The following is a 25,322-nucleotide window of genomic DNA, read 5'->3' on the forward strand; positions in this document are numbered from 1 at the left end:
CTCTCACTTCCTGCAGTGTTTGGGCCAACGCTCTCTCACTTTTCGCAAACCAATCTGAAGGAAAAACACATGGCAAAAGTAGCCGCTGAACTGCAGTACTCCGACGAGCACGAGTGGGTGGCCCGCGAGGCCGGCAACCTGGTGTCGATCGGCATTTCCGCCGTGGCGACGGACGCCCTCGGCGACATCGTGTACGTTGACCTGCCCGAGGTCGGCTCCACCGTGACGGCAGGGGAGACCTGCGGCGAGGTCGAGTCCACCAAGTCCGTTTCGGACCTGTACTCCCCGGTCACTGGCGAGGTCACGGAAACCAATTCCGCCGTCGTCGACGACCCCGCACTGATCAACAGCGATCCGTACGGTGCCGGCTGGCTCTTCAAGGTGGCCGCGGATTCCGACGGCCCGCTGCTCTCCGCCGAGGAATACGCTTCCAAGAACGGCGGCGAACTGTGAGCGGCGCAACCGCGGGCGCAGGCACCGGAACTGTCGCCTTCGAACAGGTAGTCTCCCCGTCCCTGGATGCGGACCTGTCCGCACTGGACCCTGAGATCGCGGCGAAGATCGACGACGAACTGGCCCGCCAGCGCACCGGGCTGGAAATGATCGCCTCGGAGAACCACACCGCCAAGGCTGTCATGCAGGCACAGGGCTCCGTGCTGACGAACAAGTACGCCGAGGGCTACCCGGGCAAGCGCTACTACGGCGGCTGCGAACACGTTGACGTGATCGAGCAGCTGGCTATCGACCGGGTGAAGGCCCTGTTTGGAGCGGAATACGCCAACGTGCAGCCGCACTCCGGCGCGCAGGCCAACGCCTCGGTGATGCACGCGCTGATCAAGCCGGGCGACACCATCATGGGCCTGAACCTGGCCCACGGCGGCCACCTGACCCACGGTATGCGGATCAACTTCTCCGGCCGGCTGTACAACGTGATCCCGTACCAGGTCCGCGAAGAGGACCACCGGATCGACATGGCCGAGGTGGAGCGCCTGGCCCAGGAGCACAAGCCGCAGCTGATCGTCGCCGGCTGGTCCGCCTACGCCCGCCAGCTTGACTTCGCCGAGTTCCGCCGCATCGCCGACTCCGTGGGCGCTTACCTGATGGTGGACATGGCGCACTTCGCCGGTCTGGTTGCAGCCGGGCTGCACCCCTCACCCGTGCCGCATGCGCACGTCACCACGTCCACCACGCACAAGACCCTCGCCGGTCCCCGCGGCGGCATCATCCTCTCGAACGACGCCGACATCGCCAAAAAGATCAACTCGGCAGTGTTCCCCGGTCAGCAGGGCGGTCCGCTGGAGCACGTCATCGCCGGCAAGGCCGTGGCGTTCAAGATCGCCGCGTCCCCGGAATTCAAGGAACGCCAGGAACGCGTCCTCGCCGGTGCCCGGATCCTGGCGGACCGCCTGGTCCAGCCGGACGTCACCGCCAAGGGGATCAACGTGATCTCCGGCGGCACCGACGTCCACCTGGTCCTGGTGGACCTGCGCAACTGTGAGTTGGATGGCCAGCAGGCAGAGGACCGCCTCGCGGAAATCGACATCACCGTCAACCGCAACGCCGTGCCCTTTGACCCGAGGCCGCCGATGGTCACCTCGGGTCTGCGTATCGGAACCCCGGCCCTCGCGACCCGCGGTTTCGGCGAAGCCGCCTTCGCCGAGGTTGCCGATATCATCGCTGAGGCCTTGATTGCCGACGCCGGGGCGGACCTGTCCGGCCTGCGCACCCGGGTGGAGGCGCTGGCCGCCGCCCACCCGCTCTACCCGTCGGTTGCGAACCTCGGCTAGAGCACGTATTACAGAAGTACAGATCACGACGCCGGGCGGCCGCCACAAGCTGCCGCCCGTCGTTGTGCATCCGGCAGGACGACCGCCCACCGGCGGTTGCACCGCCCTCCGGCAGGACCATCTGCCGGGCCACAGCTACACCTAGTTAGGAACCGACCATGGCCGTTGGTGTCTTTGATCTTTTTTCCATCGGGATTGGGCCTTCGAGTTCGCATACGGTGGGTCCGATGCGGGCTGCCGCGGTGTTCGCCGGGGAGCTTCGGGCTTCCGGGGACCTTGAGAAGGTGGCCGGGCTGCGGGTGGATTTGTATGGTTCCCTCGCTGCGACGGGGCATGGTCACGGGACCATGACGGCGATCCTGCTGGGGTTGGAGGGGTACCACCCGGAGAAGATCCTCCCGGCCGAGGTGGAGGAGCGGCTCGCGGCGATCGCGGAGACCGGGACCCTGGAGCTGGCCGGTGCGGTTTCGCTGCCGTACGGGGTGAAGGACATGGTGCTGCGGCCGTTGACGATCCTGCCGCGGCATACGAACGGGATGACGTTCACGGTCACGGATGCTGCCGGGGAGGTTCTGCATGCGGCGACGTTCTTTTCTGTGGGCGGCGGGTTTATTGTCCGTGAGGGCGAGGAGGGCGCGGCGCAGCTGGAGCTGGAGGAGTCGAAGAAGGAGCTGCCGCTGCCGTTCCGGACCGCGGCGGAGCTGCTGGGCCGGTGCCAGTCCAAGGGCTTGTCCATCGGGGAGGTCATGTTCGTCAATGAACGCGCTTCCCGGTCCGAGGCGGAGATCCGTGAGGGGTTGCTGCACATTTATTCCGTGATGGAGGAGTGTGTGGCGGTGTCGTTGAAGCGTGAGGGGTTGCTGCCCGGGGGGTTGAAGGTCCGCCGTCGGGCCCCGGACTGGCATGAGCGTTTGGTGAAGGAGAACCGGGGCCAGGACCCGGAGTACCGGGATCCGAAGTACTGGCAGGAGTGGGTGAACCTGATCGCGCTGGCGGTGAACGAGGAGAACGCCTCCGGTGGGCGGGTGGTTACGGCGCCGACGAACGGGGCGGCCGGGATCATCCCGGCGGTGCTGTATTACGCGCTGCATTTCGCGCCGGGCATGGACCGGGCCAGCCAGGGGGACCGGGATGATGTGGTGGTGAAGTTCCTGCTCGCTGCCGGTGCGGTGGGGGTGCTCTATAAGGAGCAGGCCTCGATCTCGGGGGCGGAAGTGGGTTGTCAGGGCGAGGTGGGTTCGGCGTCCTCGATGGCCGCCGCGGGCTTGGCCGAGGTGATGGGCGGGACGCCGGCGCAGGTGGAGAACGCCGCGGAGATCGCGATGGAGCACAACCTGGGGCTGACGTGTGATCCGATCGGCGGGCTGGTGCAGATCCCCTGCATCGAGCGGAACGCGATCGCGGCCGCGAAGGCGATCAACGCCGCGAAGATGGCGCTCTGGGGCGACGGCACGCACCGGGTGTCCCTGGACGAGGTGATCGTGACCATGCGCGAAACGGGCAGGGACATGTCCTCCAAGTACAAGGAAACCGCCATGGGCGGCCTCGCCGTCAACGTCGTCGAATGCTGACTCCGTAGGCCGGTGGCCGGGCCCGTTGAGGCCTAGTTGTGCAAAGCCGCCCACCAGTTCAGGCTGCTAGCGAAAACCAGCCAGGAAATGTAGGGCAACAGCAGCAGGCCGGCTGCCCGGTTGATCGGGCCGAAATACAGGACGGTGACGGTCACTGCGATGATCAGGGCAATGATGATCGCAAGCCCCAGCCAGAGTGACGCCGTGCCCATCACCGGGTAGAGGCCGAAGAACACCGGCGTCCACAGCAGGTTCAAGCCCAGCTGGATCCCATATGCCCTCAAGGCGGGGACGGTGCGCTGTCCGCGGCGCTGCCAGACGAGCCACGCAGCAACTGCCATGGCTGCGTACAGCAGCGTCCAGACCGGACCGAAAACCCAGTTCGGCGGGGACCACGGGGCCTTGTCCGCTGTGGCGTACCAGCCGTCCACGTTGCCCAGCGTGGCGAAAGCACCCAGCCAGGCGACCAGCGCGGAGGCTCCCAGGAATGCAGCCAGCCCGAGCAGTTGCGCACCCGTGCTGCGGCTGCCAGGACGGGCGCCGTCAGCGGGGCCCGCCATGGCCTGTTCGTGTGGTGCCTTCATAGTTCAACCCTTGCCAGTACGGCATGTTGAGTCAAGTCGATCCCGTACTCAGCCGCCGGCACTTGCGCCGTTCAAGGCTGATTGCGATCGCGGCCCTCTGCACCGTTCGCCTGCTCTGTTCACCCTGAGGCTGGAGTGCCACTATGGAGCTATGACTGGGGGATATGACCGGGACTTTTTGCGGGCACGCCTTGAGCTGCCCAGTCCGGCGGCAGCAACGGTTTTGCTTGACTACATTCATTTTTCCGTCCGGCTGCGCACGGCGCGGAAGCTGGCCGCCGTCGTCGGCGTCAACATTCATGGACGCGAGCTGGTCCCGCTGGCCCGCGAGGGGACCTGGCACTTCGATGCCCGTGTCCCGAAGGAGCAGCAGGCGGGTCCGGAGGTTTACAGGAACAACGCCTTTGACCGTGGACACCTGGTGCGGCGGCTGGATCCGGTGTGGGGCGATGAGGCGACGGCCAGGGCAGCCAACCAGGACACCTTCGCGTTTACCAATGCCGCGCCACAGGTTGACGACTTCAATCAGGGCAAAGAACTGTGGGTGGGCCTGGAAGACCATGTGCTCAGCCACGCAGACCTCAACGATGCCAAGCTCAGCGTGTTCACGGGGCCGGTCTTGGAGGACGACGACCTGCCCTACCGTGGAGTGCAGATTCCCCGGATGTTCTGGAAGATCGCGGCCTGGACCATGGACGGAAAACTCGCTGCTGCCGGATTCCTGCTGGACCAGTCCCCGCTGCTGGGGAAAGTGGAGCTCAAGAAGGCTATCCGGGAACGGCTCCTGGCCGATGAACCGCCGCCGCTGGGCCCCTTCCGCACCTTTCAGGTTCCGGTGGCCCGGATCGCCGAATTGACCGGGCTGAGCCTGTCCCGGCTCGAAAATGCGGACCGGCTGGCCAAGAGCCAACGAGCCCTGGGCAAGGAACCCCTGGCCGTGCGACTCAAGTCCATGGAGCAGATCCGGCTCTGAACCCGGACACCGCGGGGGAGCCAACCGGTCAGCGCCCTCCTAGGGAGGGCCGATAGACTTGTGGCTTGCATGCCCGGCATGCAGCCGAAGCACCGACCGCAAAGATTGGACACCGCGCACTTGCGAGAATTCACCGCCCGCTTTGCCTCCGCCGAGGAGGTCGCCAACTGGGACAACCACGTCATCGCGAACCCGAACGGCGGAAACCTGCTTCAGTCCGAGGCCTTCGCCGAGGTCAAACAACACTTTGGCTGGAAGCCCCTCCACCTGGTCTACGAAACCGCGGACTACACGAGCTACAACCTGGTGCTGCAGAAGTCCTTTCCTGTGCTGGGCAAGCTGTGGTACCTCATCAAGGGGCCGGACGTGGCGGCCGTCGAGGATATCCCGGGCATCGCCGCCGCGAACGCGGAGTTCGTGAAGCGCGCGAAGCTGGGCGTCTTTGCCATCAAGATCGAGCCGGACATCATCCTTTCCGAGGACGCAAAGCGGGTGCTCGAGGGCGCGGGCCTGGTGAAGACGCACAACCTGCAGCCCAATGACTCCACCGCGTTGTTGGACATCGCGCCGGAGGAGAACCAGCTGCTGCGGAACCTGCACTCCAGGGGACGCAACGCTGTCCGCCGGGCCATCCGGGAGGGCGTGGAAGTCCACAACGTCGATCCCACGGAGGAGAACTTCCGGTCCATGTACGCGCTCATGACCACCACGGTGGAAGCGAAGTCGCAGGTCAGTGTCCGTGAGTACGACTACTACCGGCAGTTCTGGACCAACTTCATTAACCGCGGGCAGGGCCGGCTGCTGTTCGTCTATGAGAACGGCGTTCCCTCCGTGGGCGCGTTTGTGATCAACTACGGCCGGAAGGGGACGTACAAGGACGGCGGCTCGCTCCAGAAGCGCAGCCAGTACGGCGACTCCCACCTGGTCCAGTGGACGGCCATCAACCAGGTCAAGGAACTCGGCTGCACGGAATATGACTTCTGCGGCACCCCTCCGAGCGGCAAACTCAAGGACGCTTCGAACCCGTTCCACGGGCTGGGCTTGTTCAAGACCAGCTTCAGCAAGACGGTCACCGACTTCGTAGGCTGCTACGACCAGGTGCTCAACCCGCTGAAATACAAGGCCTGGATGGCCGCCGGCGAACGTGTGGCACGCCAGCTGTACACCAGGCGAACAGGCCAGCAGTTCTACTAAATCCCCTTGTGAAGCCCTTGAGGAGGCCGCAATGACCAAAGCACCCGACGGTCGCCGCAGGCCGCCCACGGCGGCGCTGCCCCCGACCCAACCGCTCACCGCGTCCCAGGTACGGCAGAACGCCGCAGCCAAGCGCATGCTTCGCAGGCTGGTGCAGGGCGAAAACCCGCCCACCGCCCCCATGAGCATTGTGGACCGGCTGGCAGGCAGCCCCTATGCCAACCCCATGATCCAAGTGGGGGGAGTGGATACCTCCGCGCGGAAAACCATCGACTTTGCGCTCCACCTGGCCGAGTCCATGTTCCGATACGGCGCCGGCGCCCTGGAAGTGGAAACGAGCATTATTGCGATCACCGCTGCCCTTGGCCTGAAACACATCGAAGTGGACATCACCAACCAGTCGGTGGCCATCAACTACGCACCCAAGGACCAGACCCCCATTTCCCTGCTCAGGGTGGTGCGGTCCTGGACTAACAACTATGCGGGCCTCGCACAGGTGCACCAGCTGGTTACGGACATTGTGGCCGGCGGAGTTGGCCGGGACGAGGCAGTGCGCCGCCTGGACGAAATCATCCGCAGCTCCAAGCCTTTTCCGCGCTGGATGGTCACCGTGGCCTTCGCGGTGTTCGCCGCGGTTTTCGTGGGCGTACTGGGCGGGGGCCCCGGCGCTTCGGCCGTCGCGTTCGGTTCGAACATCCTGGTGAGCCTGCTCGCCCGGCAGTTGAGCCGATGGCGGGTTCCGGACTTCTTCGCCACGGCATCATGTGCATTCCTGGTGACGTTCATCGCCCTGCTGCTCTGGCGGTTCGGCAGCCCCGTGGGCATCCAAATCGCGCCCGCGATCGTCGTGGTGGGCGGCATCCTGCTGCTCCTGCCCACCGGCCGGCTTGTCTCGTCGGTGCAGGACGCCATCAACGGATTCCCCGTCACGGCGGCGGGCCGGTTCCTGTCCACCATGCTGACCTTCGGTGCACTGGTGTCCGGCATCTCCGTCGCCTTCGTGCTGGGTTCGAAGATGGGTATGGAGGAAATCGACGTCACGGAAACATTCCCGCCGGCGTATCCGCTGTGGGCGCTCATCATCCTGGTGGCAATAGCGGTCGTAGCAATTGGCATCACGGAACAGACCGCCTGGAAGCTGCTCCTTCCCACCGCGGCGGTGGGCGTCGTGGGCCATCTTGTGCTGCTCGGCGCGGACCTGATCGGCATGGGTGCGCGGTTTTCCCCGGCCGTCGCCGCGGTGGTCATCGGCCTTCTGGCCAGGGTGGTCGCCTTGAAGATGGGCGCCCCCCAGCTCGTGGTGGCCGTTCCTGCGGCCCTGATCCTTCTACCCGGCCTGACTATATTCCGCTCGATGTATGTCTTGACCATTGAAGAGTCGGAGATCCTGATGGGTGCCGGAGGCATGCTCAATGCCGGTGCGATCGTCCTCGGGGTGGCGGCCGGAATCGTCCTCGGTGACACCCTTGCCCGTCCGCTGACCCGAAGCCTGGCCAGCAACGAACGCCGCCGCGCCCGGCGCCGCTAGCCGCGCCCGGCGCCGCCGCAGCCTGATCGGCCGGGTGCGGATGTCCTAGATCTGGCCGATGGGGAGCTTCTTTTCGGCCTGGAAGTCGTCCTCCACCCGGCCCTTGGCCCAGTAGCCGGACAACGATACCTGCGCGCGCTCCAGGCCGCGCTCACGGTAGAGGACCTCGCGGAGGGACTTCATGTAGCCCCGCTCGCCGTGGGCGAAGACCTGCACCCGGCCGCCGGGCCACTCGGCATTCCGTACGGCGCTGACCAGGAGTTCGCTGCTGCCCGCAGGAACGCCGTTCCGCGGCAGCCAGTGGACCTGGAGTCCGGCGGGGGCCTGGATGGGCTGGACCTCGGCATCGCTGTCCACTTCCAGGAACGCAAGTCCCCTGGCTTCTGGCGGCAGTGACTCGATGGCTGCGGCAATGGCAGGCAGGGCGGCCTCATCGCCGGCGAACAGGTGCCAGTCGGCCGCGGGATCGGGGTTGTAACCGCCGCCCGGGCCGGTGAACACCAGGCTGTCGCCGGGCCGGGCGTTGGCCGCCCAGGGGCCAGCCAGGCCCTCGTCACCGTGAATCACGAAATCGATGGCCAGCTCGCGCGCCGCTTCATCCACCCAGCGGACGGTGTACGTCCGGGTGTACGGCCACTGCTCGCGTGGCAGGGTTTCCCGGATGGCCCAAAGGTCGAGGGGGAGCGGGTACTCGACGCCGGGCTGCGGGAAGGCGATCTTCACGTACCTGTCTATGTATTCGTTGTTCACATAGCTGGCGAAGCCTTCGCCGCCGGCCACGATCCGCACCATGTGCGGAGAGAGTTCCTCGCGCCGGAGGACCGTGAGGTTCGTCTGGGGGCGCGATTTTCGGCTGGCTGACGTAGCAGCGGGAAGGGAAGTCATGGAAGTAAGCCTAGGCTAAGCAACGGGGGGAAGTTCCCAGTCAACGGGCTCCGAACCCTGGGCCCGAAGGAGTTCGTTTGCCCTGCTGAACGGCCTGGACCCAAAGAATCCGCGCGCGGCCGACAACGGGCTGGGATGGGCGCTGGCGAGCACCGGAGTGTCTCCAAGCAGCGGGCGGACGCCCTCGGCATCCTTGCCCCACAGCACCGCCACGAGCGGCGCTGCCGTCCCGTCTGCAGCGCGGCGGCCGGCGACGGCGGCGATTGCCGCCGTCGTGATCGGTTCCCAGCCTTTGCCCCGGTGGGAACCCGCCGCCCCGGCCCGGACCGTAAGGACGCGATTCAACAGCAGGACGCCCTGGTCCGCCCAGCGCGTGAGGTCCCCGTGGACACGGGCCGGAAGGCCGAGATCGGATTCGAGTTCCTTGTAGATGTTCGCGAGGCTGCGGGGAATGGGCCTGGTGTGCCCTTCCACTGCGAAGGACAACCCGATCGGATGGCCCGGCGTCGGGTAAGGGTCCTGGCCGACGATGAGGACCTTGACGCCGGCCAGCGGCTGTTGGAATGCGCGCAAAACGTTCGACGGCGACGGCAGCACCTGGTGCCCGGCGCCCACTTCACGAGCAAGGTACTCCAGGACGCTCCGCAGCTCCGCATCCACGGGAGCCAGCGCCGCAGCCCAGTCTGCAGCCATGAGGCGGTCCAGCGGCATGTGTGCCATCTCGGCAAAGTCAGCCCCCTCCACGGCAGGCTCCAACTCGAACAAGGCTTCAGAATCAAACACGAGTCCATTCTCGCAGTGCTGGGCTCCAAGAGGCCGGCGGGCGGCCGGGCGCCACTGGCTTTTGTGCGGGCGTACCTTGCTGTTACCTGCCTCCCCTCCGCCGCGTCATACTGCGTAAATGACAGGCGTGTTATTCGCCCGTACCATGGAAAGAGACTTTGACCGGATCAAGTGGAGGATTTTGCCGTGGCCGAACCAGTGCGCGATGACCTGTCACTTGCGGACACCGGCAGCGAAACCGTGTCCGGTGCAGACCTTACGCCGGCTCCGCAGCCGGGCTCACGGCTGAGTGAGCGGGACCAACAGATGCTGGCCCTCGAACGGCAGTGGTGGAAGTACGCAGGGGCCAAGGAACAAGCCATTCGAGAGCTGTTCGACCTCTCCGCCACGCACTACTACCAGATCCTCAACACGCTGATTGACACCGAGGACGCCCTGGCGCACGACCCCATGCTCGTGAAGAGATTGCGTAGACTACGTACGTCACGCCAACGGGCACGCACGGCGCGCCGATTGGGCTCTGACGCTTAGACGTCGGGGCCGGGCAATCAGCAAGAACCAACAAGGACATCGTTTTACCATGACCAAATATGCTCGGGATGAATTCGACAGGGTCCCTGAGGCCTCCTCGCGACAGGGTGTCCATAGGGTCGCCTCCGGGGCTCCCAGGCGCCGGCTGGGACCAATCCTGACCGTCGGCGTGGCGGCGCTGGCCATTGGACTGGTGGCCTTCCTGTTCCTTCCCAAGCTCGGATTTGCTCCTGCCGGCAGCCCGCTGATGGCGGCGGGGTCCGCCCTGGTCAGCCCCTCCGCATCCCCTTCCGCCGAGGCGCCGCAAGGCACCGCGTCTCCTGGCGCTGAGGCCGGTTCCGAGCCGAGCGCGGCTCCTTCCGCCAGCGAGACGCCCGCTGCCAGCAGCTCACCCTCCGCGGTTCCTTCCGCCGATGCGCCGGCTGTTGATAAAACCCAGGCCGTGGCGGTCTACAACGGGACCACCACCGCGGGACTTGCCGGCCGCGTGAGCAGTATCGTCGCCGGTGACGGCTGGACGCTGGGACCCGTGGGGAACTGGGGCGGAATGCCGCAGCAGTCCTCCGTCATCTACTACAGCGGGGCCTCGCAGAAAGCGAACGCGGAGGCTCTGGGGGAACTCCTGAATATCACGTCGCTGGTGGACTCTGCCGAGTTCCAGTTGCCGGTGGTTGTGGTTCTCGGGCCCGGCTTCCAGTAAGGAATTTCGGTTACGCCTGAATAACTATTGGGGGCTCGCAGGGCCTGGTCCTGCCCCCGGCAAATGGCAATGGCTAAAGTGATTCCGGGTGCCGCGTCGCAATGCGGACCGTCCCGACGGCGCACAGTGAGGTGGGCCGGACACAGAGCAACCGGAAAGTGTGGGCAACATGGCATTGGGAACCGTTAAATGGTTCAACGCCGAAAAAGGCTATGGCTTCATCACTGTTGACGACTCCGGAGACGATGTCTTCGTCCACTGGTCGGCCATCGAGGGGGAAGGCTACCGGGCTCTGGACGAAGGGCAACGGGTGCAGTTCGAGGTAGGAGAAGGCGAGAAGGGTCCCCAGGCAGAGAACGTCCGGACGGCCTGATGCCATCCGCCGCGGCAATGCATGGCACAGGCAGCCCCGCCCGGTTCGGACCCGCGCGGCCGCGGTTCACCGCAGCAGCGGTTCTTGCGGCGGGAACGGCGCTCCTGCTGGCCGGTTGCTCCGGCCAGGCCGGCAACGCCCGTGTTGATGCAGTCGACGCCGGCGGCGATGGCACCTTGCGGATAGGCCTGCTGCTGGACAACACGGGGAAGCAGTCCTTCCTCAACGCCTCGCAACTCGCCGCGGCCAAGCTGGCGGTTCAGGAGGTCAATGCCGCGGGGGGCCACAAAGGCCGGCCGGTACAACTGCTGCCTGAAAAAAACAGCGAGGACACCGCCTCACAGGCCAAGGAACTGGTGGCCGCAGGGGCGGATGTCGTCATCGGTCCCACGGATTCGAGCCGCGCCCCGGGGGCAATTGATGTCCTGTCGCGGGCCAAGGTGGCCATCATCTCTCCGGCGAATGCCGCGCACGGCCTCACGCGTTACAGGAGCGGCGGATATTACTTCCGTACGTCAGCGGCAGACACGGCCCAAGCGCCCGTGCTGGTGAAATTGGCCAAGGACAGCGGCGCCCGGACAATAGCGATCCTCCACGAGGACGGGATGTACGGCAAGGATGTCTCTGTGGCCGTTGCCGCGGCAGCGAAAGCTGCCGGCCTTGGAACGGTGGCTGAGGCCGCCTTCACTGCCGGCCAAGCGCAACAGGCGGCAGCTTCCGCCAAGGCAGCGGGTCCGGATTCAGTCATTCTGGTGGCCCGGGCCGGCGCCCAGGGCGCAATCGCGGAGCTCAACAACGCGGGGATGGCAGGCAGCAAGCTGATTCTCAGCGACGGCGCCATCAACCAGTACGGCTCCGCCCTCGGGTCCAAAGCACTCGAGGGCGCGCGCGGGATCCTGCCCGGTATCTTCCCTTCGGCGCACTTCCAAGGGGAACTGGTAGCCGTTGATCCCGGGCTCAAGGACATGACGTTCGCAGCGGAAACTTACGACGCCGTGAACCTGGCCGCCATCGCCGCGGCCGCTGCCCAGGACGACGCCGGATCATCCATCGCGGCGAAGCTGATGTCGGTTTCCGGGCAGCAAGGCGCGGAAGCGGTTCAACCCTGCAGGAGCTACAAAGAATGCGGGGATGCCATCAAGGCCGGTAGGCCGGTGGATTACGACGGCGAATCGGGGCCCATCGGCTTTGATTCCAACGGAGACGTCACCACCGCCAACTACATGGTGTTCACTTACGCCGCGGATAACACCGCCCGGATGAGTGGAAGCGAAACTGCCGCCCGGGCGGGCAGCTGATCGCTCCTAGCGTAGTGCGGGCCGCAGGAGGGCCTTTCGGCGCAATCCCTGCTTGCACTCTCCCCGGGGGAGTGCTAATTATTGATTTAGCACTCCCACGGACTGACTGCTAAATCAACGCCCGGTTCCGGCCGGCTGCGGAGAGAGCGGGAAGGACAAGGAGCGAAAGAAACACCTTGCTGGGGTGAGATCCCATCCGCGCGGCATACAGAGGCCGTCGGTGAAGGATCGTCCGTCGCGGGCACCGCAGTGAAGGTTCATTCTTAACGACTGTCCCGAAAGGACTACTGCCGTTATGGCCAAGATCATTGCATTTGATGAAGAGGCACGCCGCGGTCTTGAGCGGGGCCTGAACATCCTCGCCGACGCCGTCAAGGTCACCCTCGGCCCGCGTGGACGCAACGTCGTCCTCGAAAAGAAGTGGGGCGCCCCCACGATCACCAACGATGGTGTTTCCATCGCCAAGGAGATCGAGCTGGACGATCCCTACGAGAAGATCGGCGCCGAGCTGGTCAAGGAAGTTGCCAAGAAGACGGATGACGTCGCTGGCGACGGCACCACCACGGCGACCGTGCTCGCACAGGCCCTGGTCAAGGAAGGCCTGCGCAACGTCGCGGCCGGCGCTGATCCGTTGTCCCTGAAGCGCGGCATCGAGAAGGCTGTTGAAGCCGTCACCGCCGAACTGCTGGCGTCCGCCAAGGAAATCGAAACCAAGGAAGAGATCGCCGCTACGGCATCGATTTCCGCCGGCGACGATGAAATCGGCGCGCTGATCGCAGAGGCGCTGGACAAGGTCGGCAAGGAAGGTGTTATCACCGTCGAGGAGTCCAACACCTTCGGACTCGAGCTTGAGCTGACCGAGGGCATGCGGTTCGACAAGGGCTACATCTCCGCTTACTTCGTCACCGACGCTGAGCGCCAGGAAACGGTCCTCGAAGACCCGTACATCCTGATCGTCAACTCCAAGATCTCCAACGTCAAGGAACTGGTTGCTGTCCTCGAAAAGGTCATGCAGTCCAACAAGCCGCTGCTGATCATCGCCGAAGACATCGAGGGCGAAGCCCTGGCCACCCTGATCGTCAACAAGATCCGTGGCACTTTCAAGTCCGTCGCCGTCAAGGCTCCGGGCTTCGGCGACCGCCGCAAGGCTCAGCTCGCTGACATCGCCATCCTCACCGGTGGCCAGGTCATCTCCGAGGAAGTCGGCCTCAAGCTTGAGACCGCCGGCCTCGAACTCCTGGGCAAGGCACGCAAGGTTGTTGTCACCAAGGATGAGACCACCATCGTCGAAGGTGCAGGCGACGCCGACCAGATCGCCGGCCGCGTTTCCCAGATCCGTTCCGAGATCGAAAACTCCGATTCCGACTACGACCGCGAGAAGCTGCAGGAGCGCCTGGCCAAGCTGGCCGGCGGCGTTGCAGTCATCAAGGCCGGTGCCGCAACCGAAGTTGAGCTCAAGGAACGCAAGCACCGCATTGAGGACGCTGTCCGCAACGCGAAGGCTGCCGTTGAAGAAGGCATCGTTGCCGGTGGTGGCGTTGCCCTGATCCAGGCCGGCGCCAAGGCATTCGCCAACCTGCAGCTCGAAGGCGACGAAGCAACGGGCGCCAACATCGTCCGCGTTGCCATTGACGCGCCGCTGAAGCAGATTGCATTCAACGCCGGCCTCGAGCCGGGCGTTGTTGTGGACAAGGTCCGCGGCCTGCCCGCAGGTCACGGCCTGAACGCCGCAACCGGACAGTACGTTGACCTGCTGGCTGCCGGCATCAACGACCCCGTCAAGGTAACGCGCTCTGCCCTGCAGAACGCTGCTTCCATCGCGGGCCTCTTCCTCACCACCGAGGCTGTTGTGGCCGACAAGCCGGAGAAGAACGCTCCGGCCATGGGCGGCGGCGACGACATGGGCGGTATGGGCGGCATGGGCGGTTTCTAACCTGCCCTGCGCACCTGACGCATAAACAAAGTGCGGCTCCCTCGCTTCGAGGGAGCCGCACTTTGCTTTTGACTGGGATGTGAAGGGCCGGTACTGGATTATTTGCGGGCTGACGCCAGCATCCCTTCGGCTTCCTTCTTGAACTCCTCCGCGGCCGCCGAAGGCGATTTGCGGTCATAGAGGACTTCGTCGGTGTAACGCTTGATGACATTCTGCACACTTCCCGACCCGACCGGCGGTACGGGGGGCGCCTCGGCCATCTCCGGTTTGATGTCCTGGAGGAAACTGACCACCGTTGAGTCCGCAGTCTTCAGTTTCGGTGTAATTGCCGTCAGAACTTCGGAATTGGCAGGGACCCCGCGGTCGGTCATCAGGATCGATCCAGCCTCCGGGCTGTTTGCCAGGTAGTTGATGAACGTTGCCGCCGCTTCCGGATTCTTGGACCTCGAAGAGGCGGACCAGAACATTGATGGCTTGTAGTACATGCCGTTGTCTGCCGCTTTTCCGTCCACGCTCGGTGCGCGGAGCATCTTGATGCTGCTTCCCGTGGTGGTCTCCAGGGATCCGAGCTGATTGGTCCACCACCACGCCATGCCGATCCTGTTGGTCCCGAACAGGCTCTCTTCCAGGCCGGCGCCTGCGTCCTCCGTGGCGACGGTGGCGGGCGGGCTTGCCTGGGAATCCCGCTGATTTTTCAGGCGTTCCCAAAACGACGCCGCAGTCCCGGCGGTGAAGGCCAGCTTGCCGTCCTGTGAATACAGGTTTTCGCCGTGCTGCCGAAGCCAGATGATGAGGTCGGCTTCGTTGCTGCCGTATGCAGCCCCGTAGTTTGTATCCCCTCCCGCCTTTGTGAGCTTCGTGGCGATGTCGTTGAAGTCATCCCAGGTCCAGGTGGCGTCGTCGGGAAGCGGGACGTTGGCCGCCTCGAACACCTTGGTGTTCGCCATTACCACGTAGGCGTTCTTGCCGGTGCTGAGGCCGTACTGGGCATTGTCGTACTGGCCGGAGGCGAGCTGTTCCTTGTCCATTTTCGACAGGTCGATGCCGTCTTGCTTGGCCAGGTCAAGGAGAGCTCCGCGGCCACCGTACTCGGCAATGTATTTCTGATCCATCTGGATCACGTCCGGTGCATCATTGGCTGCGGTGGTGGTGGCCAGCTTGTCCCAGTATCCGCTCCATTCCCCGGGGGCCGCTTTGATCTTGATGTTTGGGTGTTCGGCCTGGAACGCATCGATCACCTTTTGGGTCTGGGCGTTGAGGTACTCGTTGCCCCACCAGGCAAAGCGCAGTGTGACTTCCTTGTCGGCGCCGGAACCTGCTGATGCGCCGCAGCCCGTGACCAGCATCGCGAGGGCAGCAGCGGTGGCTCCAATCTTGAGTCGAAACCTGCTTCCGGACGAGATCTTCATTGATACGCCTTCCTGTGTACAGCCGTGGAATGGTGTGAAACTGAGGTGGCGCGCCGCAAAGGCGCATGAATGCCGAACAGCCGCTGAGAAAACGTTTTCTGAACGGGAGTTTTGATTCTTGCACGCGCAATCTCAGCCTGTCAACGATACGGGGCAAGCGTTTTCCGAGAGGGTGGCGGACGGCTGGAAGCCACAATGTCGGGCCGATCTGGCAGGATAGTGCGGTGACGATTACTGCAGCGGCCGACGGTTCGGCTTTAGGAAATCCCGGTCCGGCCGGATGGGCCTGGTACGTGAATGACGACTGCTGGCGGGCCGGCGGCTGGCCGCACGGCACCAATAACCAGGGCGAGCTGATGGCTGTGCTGGATCTCTTCCGTTGCACGGCGCACCTTCCCGGGGAGGAGCTGCATATTCTCTGCGACAGCCAATACGTCATCAACTCGGTCACCAAGTGGATGCCCGGATGGAAACGCAAGGGCTGGCGCAAAGCCGATGGCAAGCCGGTCTTGAACGTGGAGATCCTGCGGGAAATCGACCAGGCGCTGAGCGGACGCAAATACCGCTTCGAGTGGGTCCGCGGCCACGCCGGACACGACCTGAATGAGGCCGCCGACGACCGTGCGCGGGCTGCTGCGACCGCCTATCAGCAGGGCATTGCCGTGCGGTCCGGGCCGGGTTTCGTCCGCGGCGACGGCGCCTCTGCAGCGCCCTCAGCCAGCGTGCCGGCGGCGCGGGAGTCCCTGACACCGGGCGGCAGCAACCAGCCGGATCTCTTTACCGAGCCGGACCTTTTCAGTGAGCTGGAGACAGATCCGTTCGCGGCGCCAGCCGGGCGGGAAGCAGCGCCCGAGGCCGTTGTTGAAGCACTGGAACGGGAGCTGCTAAGCCCCGATACCCGCGCCGACATCGGACGGACCGGTGTGCTGCTCCACCCGGAGTTTACGGAAATCGGCAGTTCCGGCAGGCTGTGGACGCGGGATTCAATGATGATGTCGCTCGAGGAGAATCCTGGCGGTGCAGCTGAGCTGGAGATAATCGGCGCCGAGCGGATCGGCGCTGAAGCGGTCCTTCTGACCTACCGCAGCAAGGGCCGGGAGGGATCCTCGCTCCGGAGTTCGCTCTGGGTTCTCGACGGAAAACGCTGGCGCCTGCGCTTCCACCAGGGAACACCGGAAGCCTAGTGCCGGTCAGCTGAACCGCTGCGTGTTGCCCTGCTCTGCCTGGGCATACGTGGCGGCCGCCGAAGCGAGGGCTGTGTTGATGGACGCGAGGGCGGCCTCCACTTTGCCCTGCGTGATGGTCCACTCGGTGATCAGTCCTTGGAAGTTGGTGGCCGCCGATCCGCGCCACGTTCCCTGCAGCTCATCCAGACCCCTCTTCATCGCCTGGACGTCCGTGCTGATACGGTCAACCGTAGCTTTGACGTTGGCAGATTTGAGCTGGAGCAGTTCGGTATCAACGGAGATGATGCTCATTGGTATTGCCCTTCGACGCTGTTCGAAAGCTTTTTCAAGCTTGCGGGCGGCCGGGGTATTCGGGCCGCTACGTCGAGCCTAGGAAGCGCGTGGAAAGCCGCGCTACAGCTGCTGGCTATATGTGGACAACTTCGCCGCTGTCGCCGCCGTCGGGCTCACTGTCGGCGTAGCCGGCCGCCTCGTCCTGGAACGGGAGGCTCACCACCATGGTGGCGCCCCCGCCGTCGGTCGGAACCACCCGGACAGAGCCTGAATGTGACCCGACAATGGCGGCAACGATGGCCAGGCCGAGGCCGCTGCCGCCGGTTTCGCGGGTCCGCGAGGTGTCCGCGCGGTAGAAACGCTCAAAGATCCGGGATGCTTCGTCCTCCGGGATCCCGGCACCATGGTCCCGCACCTCGATGACGGAAGACCGCAGGCCGGCATCGTCAGTCCGGACCCCTACCGCGAGCTCAACGGGTGTCCCCGCCGGGGTGTAGCGGAGGGCGTTGCCCATCAGGTTGCCCACCACCTGGCGCAGCTTTGCCTCATCGCCCAGCACCGGCGCAGGAGACGGCGACCCGCCGTCGAGGCCTGTCAGCGAAATGGTCCGGTCCCGGTCGCTGGCCTGGGTGTCCACCACGGCGTCATTGGCGAGGAGCAGCAGATCCACAGGCTTCTGCTGGAGCGGACGCTGTTCATCCAGCCTTGCGAGGAGCAGGAGATCCTCAACCATGGAGCCCATCCGCTTGGCCTCACTTTCAATCCGACCCATTGCGGTGGCCACGTCTTCTTCCTTGGTCAACGCACCCTGGCGGTAGAGCTCCGAGAAACCGCGGATTGTTACCAACGGGGTGCGGAGTTCATGTGAAGCGTCAGCGGCAAAGCGGCGCATCCGCTCTTCCGATGCCATCCTGGCCGCGAAGGCGGACTCGATATGGCTCAGCATCGCGTTGAGGGAGCCACCCAGCCGGCCCACTTCCGTGGCAGGATTCTCCACATCCACTCGGCGGGAGAGGTCACCCGCCGCGATGGCGGCGGCGGTCCGTTCCACACGCGCAAGCGGCCGGAAGGACCTGGAGACCGTCCAGGTGGCAATGAAGAAGGCCAGCACCAGGGTCAGGAAGCCCACCCCGATCACCACAAGTGAGGCATGCTCCATGACCGAGTCCACGGGAGCCAGGGGCAGGCCGATGATGACGACGGCATTACGCTGGTTGCCGTCCAGGACGGGCAGCGCCACGACGCGCCAGTTGCGTCCGTCCGTACCCCTGACCTGGAACGGGGCCAGGTCCAGCCTGTTCGCTTCGGCGGGGGACAGGCTGTCGATGGCCGGGTGCGAGTCCTTGCTGCCGCCGAAGGGAAATGCGTCCTGGTCCTGGCGCAGGAGCATCAGGGAGTAGTCCGTGGGGATGTTCGGATTCTGCTGGAGCAACTGGCTGAAGGACTGCTGCTGCTTCACGGAATTGACGGCGACCTTGAGCTTATCGTCGACCTGCCCCTGCAGATAGCTGTGCAGGAGTGTCAGGGTGCCGGAACCGGTCACGGCGAGCGCCACCAGCATCAGCGCCATCATGATGGCCACCAGCTGGGAACGCAGTGAGGCCGATTTCCAACGGTGCAGCAAGGTCAGCGCTTCTCGGCTGTCCGCAGTACGTAGCCCACCCCGCGCTTGGTCTGGATCAGGGCCGGCGCGTCGGGGTCGATGTCCACCTTGCGCCGCAGGTACGAGATGTAGGACTCCACGATGGACGCGTCGCCGTTGAAATCGTACTCCCAGACATGATCCAGGATCTGGGACTTGGACAGCACCCGGTTCGGGTTCAGCATCAGGTAGCGGAGGAGCTTGAATTCGGTCGGCGAGAGCTCAATCACGGTGCCGCCCCGGCGCACCTCGTGGGCGTCGTCGTCGAGCTCGAGGTCGTCCACGCGGATCACGGCGTCGTCGTCAAGCAGGGGCTGGGTGCGGCGCAGGACGGCGCGGATCCGGGCCACCACCTCGTCCAGGCTGAAGGGCTTCGTGACATAGTCGTCGCCGCCCACGGTGAGTCCGGTGACCTTGTCCTCGGTATCGTCCTTCGCGGTGAGGAAGAGGACCGGGAAATGCTTGCCGGACGCACGCAGCCGACGGGTCACCGTAAACCCGTCCATGTCCGGCAGCATGACGTCCAGCACGGCAAGGTCGGGGGCGTGGAGTTCGGCGGCGGCGAGGGCGTCGCGTCCGTTGCCGGCCGAGACAACCTCGAAGCCTGCGAACCTCAAGGAGGTGGAGAGCAGCTCGCGGATGTTTGGTTCATCATCTACGACGAGCAGCTTGGCTTCGGGACCGTTCTTTTTCATACCTCCTATGATGCTCCCAGAATCTGGGAGTTTTCTGAATGAATGTTGAATGCCTCATGGGTGTATCCCCCTGCCAGGTGCGCCGTGGACCTGCTGGCAGCCACCGATTGACGCTGAAGCGGGAACCCTTTACGCGGGAAATTCGTTCGTGCCGCGAAGGGTTTCCACCGCTACCAGCCAGTACTAGAGTGAGGCCACTGAGTCCACCAGGACTCGGCACGAAACGTTCATGCGGCACCCAATGAAGGGGATTTTCCACCATGACGGAAATAAACGCGCCTGAGAGTACCCGTACAGCGGACCGCAGCATCCGCGACTGGGCAGACCTGGCTGAGGAGATGTGGTCCTACCTGACGGGTAAGGGTGCTGCGATCAACTACAACTTCATCGACATGACGGTGGAGGTTCCGCGTGACATCGGCCCGGATGCCCCGCGGGCTACCTGGAAGCTCAACGGCAGCCTCCGGGTAACCACCAGCGACAAAGACGCCGCGGGGTCAGACGAGAACCGGAGCTGAGCCGGACGTGAACGGCTTCCGCCTCGACATGGATCTGGACTTCTCGTTCACCGATGAGTCCGGAACGGTAACGCGGGGAACGGCCCGGGCGGGCGGCAGCGAAGTACGAATCGCCGTTGACGGCCTGGAATCGTTCAGTTCCAGCGGCATGCCGACGCTCGATGACATCCGCCCGCTGGCCCAGACCCTGGCGGACCGGGGGCTCACCGTGGTGGTTGACGGTCCGGACGGACATATCGTGAGCCTCGGCGCGGTCACCAGCCCGGCATCGCAGCGGCTCATCACCCGCTCGCCCCATATCAAACTGGGAAAGCTCGGTGCCTTGGCGCCGCTCATGAAGCGTGGACGGCGCTCGGCACGGGGATTCTCGCTGCTGCCCCCGCAGACACCGCTGCCGTTGATGCCGACTGTCAGGCGGAGCATCGTCCGCCGCGCCACCACCACCCACCACACACGGGGGAGTGGCAGGCCACGGCTCATCTTTGTGCAGGACTCGGCCACGTGGAACGGCCAGGTGCCGCGCGAATTCACGCTGAGCCGGGAGATCGTGAGGATAGGCAGCGACGCGTCCTCGGACGTCCAACTTGCCGGGCTGGACGGGCTCCACGCTGAAATTGTCCATAACGCTGACGACGAGTACGTACTGGTGCCGCACGGGAAGGTCACAGGAAGCGTCGCGTCAACCGGTGAGTCGGTCCTTCGCACGGGCGCGCGGATCCAGATGGGGCAGTGGTGCCTGGCGTATTTCCGCGAGGAATTCGCTGATCACGGGCGTCCCTTCGGCGGGCGCAGCGGCGGGGAGCTGGCCTACCAGGCACCGCAGCTTGATCCGCGGACCGGAACCACGGAACGGGACGGCTCGTGGGGGGTTATCTGACGGAAGGACGTATGCAGCAAGTGCGGGGACGGCGTCACATGGGTCTGCCGTGGGATCAGGTGGCCGTGGGATTCCGTCCCACGTCTTTGGCGTCCATGATCCGGTAGGCGTATCCCTGTTCCGCCAGGAACCGCTGGCGCTTTGCCGCGAAGTCCTGGTCGAGAGTGTCCCGCGCCACCAGTGAGTAGAACCGTGCCGCGCGGCCGTCCTGCTTGGGGCGCAGCAGGCGGCCCAGGCGCTGGGCCTCCTCCTGCCGGGAACCGAACGAGCCGGACACCTGGATGGCTACCGAAGCCTCCGGAAGGTCGATGGAGAAGTTGGCCACCTTGGAAACCACCAGGGTCTGCACCTCGCCCGCACGGAAGGCTTCGAACAGCTTCTGGCGTTCCTTCACGGACGTGTCACCCTTGATTACGGGGGCCTGGAGCCGTTCACCCAGCTCGTCCAGCTGGTCAATGTACTGGCCGATGACCAGGAGCTGCTCACCCCGGTGTTGCTCTACGAGTTGTTCTACCACGGCGGTCTTCGTTTCGGAGGTGGCGCACAGCCGGTACTTGTCGGCGTCCTCGGCCATCGCGTAGGCAACACGTTCGTCGTGCGGGAGGTCCACCCTCACTTCCACGCAGTCCGCGGGCGCGATGTAGCCCTGGGCCTCGATGTCCTTCCAGGGCGCGTCGTAGCGCTTCGGACCGATCAGGCTGAAGACTTCGCCTTCGCGGCCGTCCTCGCGCACCAGCGTTGCCGTCAGCCCAAGCCGTCTCCGGGCCTGCAGGTCCGCCGTCATCCGGAAGATGGGTGCCGGCAGAAGATGGACCTCGTCGTAGATGATCAGGCCCCAGTCGTGGCCGTCCACCAGTTCAAGGTGGGGGTAGAGCCCGCCGCGCTTCGTTGTCAGGACCTGGTACGTCGCGATGGTGACCGGGCGGACTTCCTTGACCGATCCCGAGTACTCGCCGATTTCGTCGGCCGTCAGCGAGGTCCGTTTGACCAGTTCGTCCTTCCACTGCCGGGCGGACACGGTATTGGTCACCAGGATCAGCGTTGTGGTGGAGCTCGTGGCCATGGCCGCTGCGCCCACCAGCGTTTTGCCTGCGCCGCAGGGGAGCACGACGACGCCGCTGCCGCCGGCCCAGAAGTTCTCCGTGGCCAGTTTCTGGTACGGCCGGAGCTTCCAGCCGGATTCGTTGAGCATGATGGGGTGCGGCGTCCCGTCCACGTAGCCGGCCAGGTCTTCGGCGGGCCAGCCGATCTTCAGGAGGAGCTGCTTCAGCTGCCCCCGCTGGGAGGAATGGACCACCACGGTTTCACCGTCGATCCGCGGCCCCAGCAACGGCTGGATTTTCTTGGCGCGGGACACTTCCTCAAGCACCGGGTAGTCGCTGGTCCGCATCACCAGCCCGTGCTGCGGGTCCTTTTCCAGCCGGAGCCTGCCGTACCGGGACATCGTCTCTTCGATGTCGATCAGCAGGGAATGCGGCACAGGGAAGCGCGAATACTTCAACAGCGTGTCCAGTACGCGTTCCGCGTCCAGGCCTGCCGCGCGGGCGTTCCACAGGCCCAGCGGAGTAAGCCGGTAGCTGTGCACGTGCTCGGGCGCCCGCTCCAGTTCCGCGAAAGCGGCGATGGCGTGCCTGGCTTCCGTTGCCTGCTCATGGTCCACTTCGAGCAGGATTGTCTTGTCGCTCTGGACGATCAGGGGCCCGTCGTTCACGGCGTCCAAGCCTTCGTGCCGCAGGTCTGTGGGGTGCTGGTCACTGCTGGAATTCCTCTTCCGCCTCAATATCGATGATCCGGTGGATGGAGAGCACGCGTTCGGTTTCGCGGGCCGGGTCGAAGACCCTTACCCGTCCGCCGCTCACAGAAACCGGAACAACCGTTTCCCTGCTGGAATTCCCCTGGCTGTCCACAACGTTCATTACCACTGCCTGCCGGAGACGGATGGCCTTCTGCAGGGTTTCGAGCCCGAGCTGCGTAGCTTCCTCGCCGGTTGTGGCCGACGGCGGGCGGTGGCTTCCATTGCCGTCGGAACCGTGCGGGGACCGCTGGCTGCGGAGGATCGCCAGCTGGGCGTCGACGTCGGCCTCTGCCGGCGCCGTGCGCGGCGCGCTGTACACGGGACGTCCGCTGCCCGGTACGGCTGTGGTCCGGCGCAGCCGGATCAGCGTTGACTGCGGTTCCTCGACTGCCGGCGACAATCCCAGCGCACGCAATACCTGCGCGGTTTCCTTCGGGGCCGCGTGGGAGATGAGGACCGTGGGGGCAATGCGGACAAGACCCAGCCCTGACGCGCTGGATTCCTTGACCAGCTCCAGCAGGGCATCTTCGTCGTCGCTCTGGATGAAGCTGGAGGCCGCCCCCACCCGCAGCCTGCCGTGCCGTGCCGCGGTGTCCTCCACCAGGTATTCGAGCGGCTGCGGTACGGCAGTGGCCGAGTGTTCGCGCAGGAAACCCAACAGGCTGGCGGCGTCATGGCCGGCGTCAAGGGCGCGGCGGACGGATGCCACCGAGAACCGGTAGATCGTGGCAGGGCCCTGGCCTTCGGCATCGGCCATCACCAGGAGCTTTTCGCTCAACTCCGGCGCCAAGTAGCCCGGCGCCACGGCGGTGAGGTCAGCCTGCAGCAGGACGTGGTTAAGGGCGGCCGGCAGATGCTCTCCGAGGATGTCCAGCGCGTCATCAGGCCGTTCCGCGGCAATGGCCGAACCCAGCTGGCTGAGCGCGCCCGAGCCGATGAGGCCCAGCATTTCCGCTTCGGCCAGGACACCCCGGATCAGGGAACTGAAGCGCCTGGCCATCCGGGGCTGTGTCCATTCGGCCCGTTGAAGCACCGCCGCGGCGTCCAGAACCGGCGCCTTGCCGTCCGCTTCCTCGGCCTCAAGGGTCAGTTCATTGAGGATCTCCAGGATCCGCTTCCGCACCACGGGCGCGTCCGGCCGCTGCGCTTCGGCGGATAGTGCGTTGATCGTGGTACCGGCCGCTGCACGATGCGGAGCCGGCCCCGCACCCGGACCCGTGGCGGGCTGGCCCACCAGCGACGGGGCGCGCTCGCTGGCCAGCCAGGCGTTCACGAGCCAGAGCCACTGTTCCTGCCGTGGCAGTGTCAGCCACTCCAGCTGTTCCGGCTGCACCCAGGCGGAGCTGTCAACGTCCAGCCGGAGCAGTCCGGCCAGGGCGCAGAGCTCAACCAGCAGTCCGGCGCGGTGCAGATCGATCCGGAGCGAGTCGGCCAGCCTCTTCATCTCACGGACGCCGACGCCGCCGCTCCGCAACGTCACGAGGGGCTGCTCGCGCACGGCGTACAGGAGTTCGCCTGTCAGGCGGAGGGTTTCCGCGATGGCACCCAGGGCGGCATTGCGCCGCAGCGCCGCGGTGGTCTGTCCAAGCCTGGGTGCCGGGGGAGTCAGCGTGAAGTCCTCGATCACCGCGCCGCCGCGGAGGGCGATCCCCACGCTGTGCGGCAATTCCACGTGGGCGGCATCCAGCGGCACCAGCAGGCCCCTTGCCAGGAGCCAGTCCACGGGGCCGACGTCGGAACCTTCGTTGAGCACCGACGCCCGCCGTTGCGCTTGGGGTACGGCCCCCATGGCCCAGTTCCCGAAACGGGCAAGGAGAGCGGTGGTGCGGTCCGGGGCGGTGGCGAGGATCTGTTGCAGGGCATCGGGGGTGGCCGTCCAATGCTGCAGCGACAGCGCTGCTTCCATGGGGGTCGTGGCGGGATGGATGGCGGCCCCGCTGTGGTGCAGTTCAGCCACAAGTTGCACCACCCGCTGGGCGAAGGCCGGCTGCAGCCGGACCAGTTCCGTATAACTCCGGCCCAGTCCGGCCGGGTAGATCCCCACGACATCACGGAGGCTGCCCACCGGAAGGTAGAACCGCTGGCGGGGACCGGCTGGCACGGCGGCGCCGTGCGGGGGCTCTGCACGGTGCACAAGGGCCAGTTCTTCAAGGGACTGCAGGATTCGTTCGATGGCGGACAGCGAGGCGCCGTGGATGACTTTCTTGAGTCCCGCGGCCGAGGCACTGTGGGCCGTGTCCGTATTCGTGCAGAGGTGGAGGGTCTCCAATACCTGCATCTGCGGCCGGTTCAGCCGCTCCAGGGCCCGTTGGACGCTGACCCTCGCGCTGGCCCGGGCCGCCAGGGCCGCAAAGTCCGGAACGTTTGGTGAGACCAGATCCGGCCGCGCGGAGAACAAGGCCCGCAACGAGTCGTCGCTGCGTGCCTCCAGTTCCTTGCTGAGCGCGCGAATAAAGGACATCAGTCCAACGTTACCGCCCGCCGGACTTTCCTGCCCGGCGGCGGGCGGCGACGCCGTCGATCACCAGGACGATCATGAGGAGGAAAGCCAGCGGCAGGCCATACAGGGCCAGGGAAGTCACCCACACCGGGGCGGCGCTGCCGGCAAAGGCAATGGCCATGACGGCGCCCACGGCAGCCAGCGAGAGGATGGCCATAACCGCCGCAACTATCATCAGGGGCCGCCGGTAGCGGGAGGGTGTCATGGAAGTAACGCTAACAGCCCGGCTGTGCCCGTGCCGCAAAGCGGGAAACCGGGCCCCGGCAGGATAACCTTGAAGATACAG

At 65.3% G+C, this 25,322-nt stretch carries 24 protein-coding genes; 14 read left to right on the forward strand and 10 right to left on the reverse strand.

Translation table 11 applies throughout. The features are described from left to right. The first annotated feature begins 69 nt into the window (after nucleotides 1–69). The 3 genes from gcvH to ACSQ12_RS04075 all read left to right on the forward strand — a co-directional run bounded on the left by gcvH (nucleotide 70) and on the right by ACSQ12_RS04075 (nucleotide 3,358). Complete coding sequence (gene gcvH, locus ACSQ12_RS04065) at nucleotides 70–453, forward strand: glycine cleavage system protein GcvH (RefSeq protein ID WP_011690632.1); 384 nt, start codon at nucleotides 70–72, stop codon at nucleotides 451–453. Beyond that, on the forward strand, nucleotides 450–1,787 hold the full coding sequence (glyA, locus tag ACSQ12_RS04070) for a serine hydroxymethyltransferase (RefSeq protein WP_436064430.1): 1,338 nt from the start codon (nucleotides 450–452) through the stop codon (nucleotides 1,785–1,787). The genes gcvH and glyA overlap by 4 nt, the downstream gene beginning before the upstream one ends. Before the next feature lie 158 nt (nucleotides 1,788–1,945). Next, entirely contained in the window at nucleotides 1,946–3,358 is a 1,413-nt protein-coding gene (locus tag ACSQ12_RS04075; protein ID WP_436064431.1) for an L-serine ammonia-lyase, read from the forward strand. Nucleotides 3,359–3,390: 32 nt separating this feature from the next. Here ACSQ12_RS04075 and ACSQ12_RS04080 read toward each other — a convergent pair whose 3' ends face one another. Continuing rightward, nucleotides 3,391–3,942 carry a TspO/MBR family protein gene (locus tag ACSQ12_RS04080; protein WP_436064432.1) on the reverse strand — a complete coding sequence of 184 codons (552 nt, stop codon included), beginning with the start codon at nucleotides 3,940–3,942 and terminating at the stop codon, nucleotides 3,391–3,393. 151 nt (nucleotides 3,943–4,093) lie between these two features. On the opposite strand from ACSQ12_RS04080, the gene ACSQ12_RS04085 reads away from it, so the two are divergent. The 3 genes from ACSQ12_RS04085 to ACSQ12_RS04095 all read left to right on the forward strand — a co-directional run bounded on the left by ACSQ12_RS04085 (nucleotide 4,094) and on the right by ACSQ12_RS04095 (nucleotide 7,637). After that, a complete protein-coding gene (locus tag ACSQ12_RS04085) occupies nucleotides 4,094–4,915 on the forward strand; it encodes a DNA/RNA non-specific endonuclease (protein ID WP_436064433.1) in 822 nt (273 codons plus the stop codon). 120 nt (nucleotides 4,916–5,035) lie between these two features. Further along, nucleotides 5,036–6,109: a lipid II:glycine glycyltransferase FemX gene (locus ACSQ12_RS04090; protein WP_436064434.1), complete on the forward strand. Its 1,074-nt coding sequence runs from the start codon at nucleotides 5,036–5,038 to the stop codon at nucleotides 6,107–6,109. Between the two features lie 31 nt (nucleotides 6,110–6,140). Beyond that, complete coding sequence (locus ACSQ12_RS04095) at nucleotides 6,141–7,637, forward strand: threonine/serine ThrE exporter family protein (RefSeq protein ID WP_209747226.1); 1,497 nt, start codon at nucleotides 6,141–6,143, stop codon at nucleotides 7,635–7,637. Nucleotides 7,638–7,682: 45 nt separating this feature from the next. Here the strand turns inward: ACSQ12_RS04095 and ACSQ12_RS04100 are convergent, their stop codons facing one another. Beyond that, entirely contained in the window at nucleotides 7,683–8,522 is an 840-nt protein-coding gene (locus ACSQ12_RS04100) for a siderophore-interacting protein (protein WP_436064435.1), read from the reverse strand. Nucleotides 8,523–8,537: 15 nt separating this feature from the next. Further along, nucleotides 8,538–9,305 (reverse strand): uracil-DNA glycosylase, encoded by a 768-nt coding sequence (locus ACSQ12_RS04105; protein ID WP_436064436.1) that lies wholly within the window; start codon nucleotides 9,303–9,305, stop codon nucleotides 8,538–8,540. Between the two features lie 240 nt (nucleotides 9,306–9,545). Between ACSQ12_RS04105 and ACSQ12_RS04110 the strand changes: the two genes are divergently transcribed. From ACSQ12_RS04110 to groL, 5 genes are all read left to right on the forward strand, one after another. Next, complete coding sequence (locus tag ACSQ12_RS04110) at nucleotides 9,546–9,836, forward strand: DUF3263 domain-containing protein (protein WP_307864474.1); 291 nt, start codon at nucleotides 9,546–9,548, stop codon at nucleotides 9,834–9,836. Nucleotides 9,837–9,885: 49 nt separating this feature from the next. Further along, nucleotides 9,886–10,536, forward strand: a complete 651-nt coding sequence (locus tag ACSQ12_RS04115) for a LytR C-terminal domain-containing protein (RefSeq protein ID WP_436064437.1) — start codon at nucleotides 9,886–9,888, stop codon at nucleotides 10,534–10,536. A 169-nt stretch (nucleotides 10,537–10,705) separates the two neighbouring features. Continuing rightward, nucleotides 10,706–10,909: a cold-shock protein gene (locus ACSQ12_RS04120; protein ID WP_209747217.1), complete on the forward strand. Its 204-nt coding sequence runs from the start codon at nucleotides 10,706–10,708 to the stop codon at nucleotides 10,907–10,909. Then, a complete protein-coding gene (locus ACSQ12_RS04125) occupies nucleotides 10,909–12,207 on the forward strand; it encodes an ABC transporter substrate-binding protein (protein ID WP_436064438.1) in 1,299 nt (432 codons plus the stop codon). Before ACSQ12_RS04120 ends, ACSQ12_RS04125 begins: the two co-directional genes overlap by 1 nt. Before the next feature lie 295 nt (nucleotides 12,208–12,502). Beyond that, complete coding sequence (gene groL / locus ACSQ12_RS04130; RefSeq protein ID WP_011690644.1) at nucleotides 12,503–14,140, forward strand: chaperonin GroEL; 1,638 nt, start codon at nucleotides 12,503–12,505, stop codon at nucleotides 14,138–14,140. Between the two features lie 98 nt (nucleotides 14,141–14,238). Here the strand turns inward: groL and ACSQ12_RS04135 are convergent, their stop codons facing one another. Continuing rightward, nucleotides 14,239–15,549, reverse strand: a complete 1,311-nt coding sequence (locus ACSQ12_RS04135) for an ABC transporter substrate-binding protein (RefSeq protein WP_436064439.1) — start codon at nucleotides 15,547–15,549, stop codon at nucleotides 14,239–14,241. Nucleotides 15,550–15,773: 224 nt separating this feature from the next. Here ACSQ12_RS04135 and ACSQ12_RS04140 point away from each other — a divergent pair, with 224 nt between their 5' ends. Further along, a complete protein-coding gene (locus tag ACSQ12_RS04140; RefSeq protein WP_436064440.1) occupies nucleotides 15,774–16,733 on the forward strand; it encodes an RNase H family protein in 960 nt (319 codons plus the stop codon). A gap of 6 nt (nucleotides 16,734–16,739) precedes the next feature. Here the strand turns inward: ACSQ12_RS04140 and ACSQ12_RS04145 are convergent, their stop codons facing one another. From ACSQ12_RS04145 to ACSQ12_RS04155, 3 genes are all read right to left on the reverse strand, one after another. Further along, nucleotides 16,740–17,027 carry a WXG100 family type VII secretion target gene (locus ACSQ12_RS04145; RefSeq protein WP_011690647.1) on the reverse strand — a complete coding sequence of 96 codons (288 nt, stop codon included), beginning with the start codon at nucleotides 17,025–17,027 and terminating at the stop codon, nucleotides 16,740–16,742. A 115-nt stretch (nucleotides 17,028–17,142) separates the two neighbouring features. Further along, nucleotides 17,143–18,633, reverse strand: a complete 1,491-nt coding sequence (locus ACSQ12_RS04150) for a sensor histidine kinase (RefSeq protein WP_436064441.1) — start codon at nucleotides 18,631–18,633, stop codon at nucleotides 17,143–17,145. A gap of 2 nt (nucleotides 18,634–18,635) precedes the next feature. Then, nucleotides 18,636–19,346: a response regulator transcription factor gene (locus tag ACSQ12_RS04155; RefSeq protein ID WP_028271318.1), complete on the reverse strand. Its 711-nt coding sequence runs from the start codon at nucleotides 19,344–19,346 to the stop codon at nucleotides 18,636–18,638. A 260-nt stretch (nucleotides 19,347–19,606) separates the two neighbouring features. Here ACSQ12_RS04155 and ACSQ12_RS04160 point away from each other — a divergent pair, with 260 nt between their 5' ends. Both ACSQ12_RS04160 and ACSQ12_RS04165 read left to right on the forward strand, forming a co-directional pair. Continuing rightward, nucleotides 19,607–19,864 (forward strand): hypothetical protein, encoded by a 258-nt coding sequence (locus ACSQ12_RS04160; RefSeq protein ID WP_209747208.1) that lies wholly within the window; start codon nucleotides 19,607–19,609, stop codon nucleotides 19,862–19,864. 7 nt (nucleotides 19,865–19,871) lie between these two features. Further along, nucleotides 19,872–20,741 (forward strand): FHA domain-containing protein, encoded by an 870-nt coding sequence (locus tag ACSQ12_RS04165; protein WP_436064442.1) that lies wholly within the window; start codon nucleotides 19,872–19,874, stop codon nucleotides 20,739–20,741. A 55-nt stretch (nucleotides 20,742–20,796) separates the two neighbouring features. Here the strand turns inward: ACSQ12_RS04165 and ACSQ12_RS04170 are convergent, their stop codons facing one another. Genes ACSQ12_RS04170 through ACSQ12_RS04180 form a run of 3 tightly spaced genes read right to left on the reverse strand, consistent with a single transcriptional unit; the run spans nucleotide 20,797 to nucleotide 25,241 of the window. Then, complete coding sequence (locus ACSQ12_RS04170) at nucleotides 20,797–22,452, reverse strand: DNA repair helicase XPB (protein ID WP_436064443.1); 1,656 nt, start codon at nucleotides 22,450–22,452, stop codon at nucleotides 20,797–20,799. Nucleotides 22,453–22,492: 40 nt separating this feature from the next. Next, the gene (locus tag ACSQ12_RS04175) at nucleotides 22,493–24,997 is read right to left on the reverse strand and encodes a helicase-associated domain-containing protein (protein WP_436064444.1); all 2,505 of its coding nucleotides are present in this window, start codon (nucleotides 24,995–24,997) and stop codon (nucleotides 22,493–22,495) included. 10 nt (nucleotides 24,998–25,007) lie between these two features. Continuing rightward, nucleotides 25,008–25,241, reverse strand: a complete 234-nt coding sequence (locus ACSQ12_RS04180; protein ID WP_209747200.1) for a hypothetical protein — start codon at nucleotides 25,239–25,241, stop codon at nucleotides 25,008–25,010. Between the last annotated feature and the right edge of the window lie 81 nt (nucleotides 25,242–25,322).

Source organism: Arthrobacter sp. LjRoot14 (genome assembly GCF_964253905.1).
Taxonomy (GTDB): Bacteria; Actinomycetota; Actinomycetes; order Actinomycetales; family Micrococcaceae; genus Arthrobacter.

Coding starts and splice junctions, on each gene's coding strand:
- ACSQ12_RS04175 (WP_436064444.1), bottom strand. CDS start 24,997: ATGTCCTTTATTCGCGCGCTCAGCAAGGAACTGGAGGCACGCAGCGAC.
- ACSQ12_RS04155 (WP_028271318.1), bottom strand. CDS start 19,346: ATGAAAAAGAACGGTCCCGAAGCCAAGCTGCTCGTCGTAGATGATGAA.
- ACSQ12_RS04135 (WP_436064439.1), bottom strand. CDS start 15,549: ATGAAGATCTCGTCCGGAAGCAGGTTTCGACTCAAGATTGGAGCCACC.
- ACSQ12_RS04145 (WP_011690647.1), bottom strand. CDS start 17,027: ATGAGCATCATCTCCGTTGATACCGAACTGCTCCAGCTCAAATCTGCC.
- ACSQ12_RS04160 (WP_209747208.1), top strand. CDS start 19,607: ATGACGGAAATAAACGCGCCTGAGAGTACCCGTACAGCGGACCGCAGC.
- ACSQ12_RS04085 (WP_436064433.1), top strand. CDS start 4,094: ATGACTGGGGGATATGACCGGGACTTTTTGCGGGCACGCCTTGAGCTG.
- ACSQ12_RS04080 (WP_436064432.1), bottom strand. CDS start 3,942: ATGAAGGCACCACACGAACAGGCCATGGCGGGCCCCGCTGACGGCGCC.
- ACSQ12_RS04100 (WP_436064435.1), bottom strand. CDS start 8,522: ATGACTTCCCTTCCCGCTGCTACGTCAGCCAGCCGAAAATCGCGCCCC.
- ACSQ12_RS04120 (WP_209747217.1), top strand. CDS start 10,706: ATGGCATTGGGAACCGTTAAATGGTTCAACGCCGAAAAAGGCTATGGC.
- gcvH (WP_011690632.1), top strand. CDS start 70: ATGGCAAAAGTAGCCGCTGAACTGCAGTACTCCGACGAGCACGAGTGG.
- ACSQ12_RS04095 (WP_209747226.1), top strand. CDS start 6,141: ATGACCAAAGCACCCGACGGTCGCCGCAGGCCGCCCACGGCGGCGCTG.
- ACSQ12_RS04180 (WP_209747200.1), bottom strand. CDS start 25,241: ATGACACCCTCCCGCTACCGGCGGCCCCTGATGATAGTTGCGGCGGTT.
- ACSQ12_RS04075 (WP_436064431.1), top strand. CDS start 1,946: ATGGCCGTTGGTGTCTTTGATCTTTTTTCCATCGGGATTGGGCCTTCG.
- groL (WP_011690644.1), top strand. CDS start 12,503: ATGGCCAAGATCATTGCATTTGATGAAGAGGCACGCCGCGGTCTTGAG.
- ACSQ12_RS04125 (WP_436064438.1), top strand. CDS start 10,909: ATGCCATCCGCCGCGGCAATGCATGGCACAGGCAGCCCCGCCCGGTTC.
- ACSQ12_RS04115 (WP_436064437.1), top strand. CDS start 9,886: ATGACCAAATATGCTCGGGATGAATTCGACAGGGTCCCTGAGGCCTCC.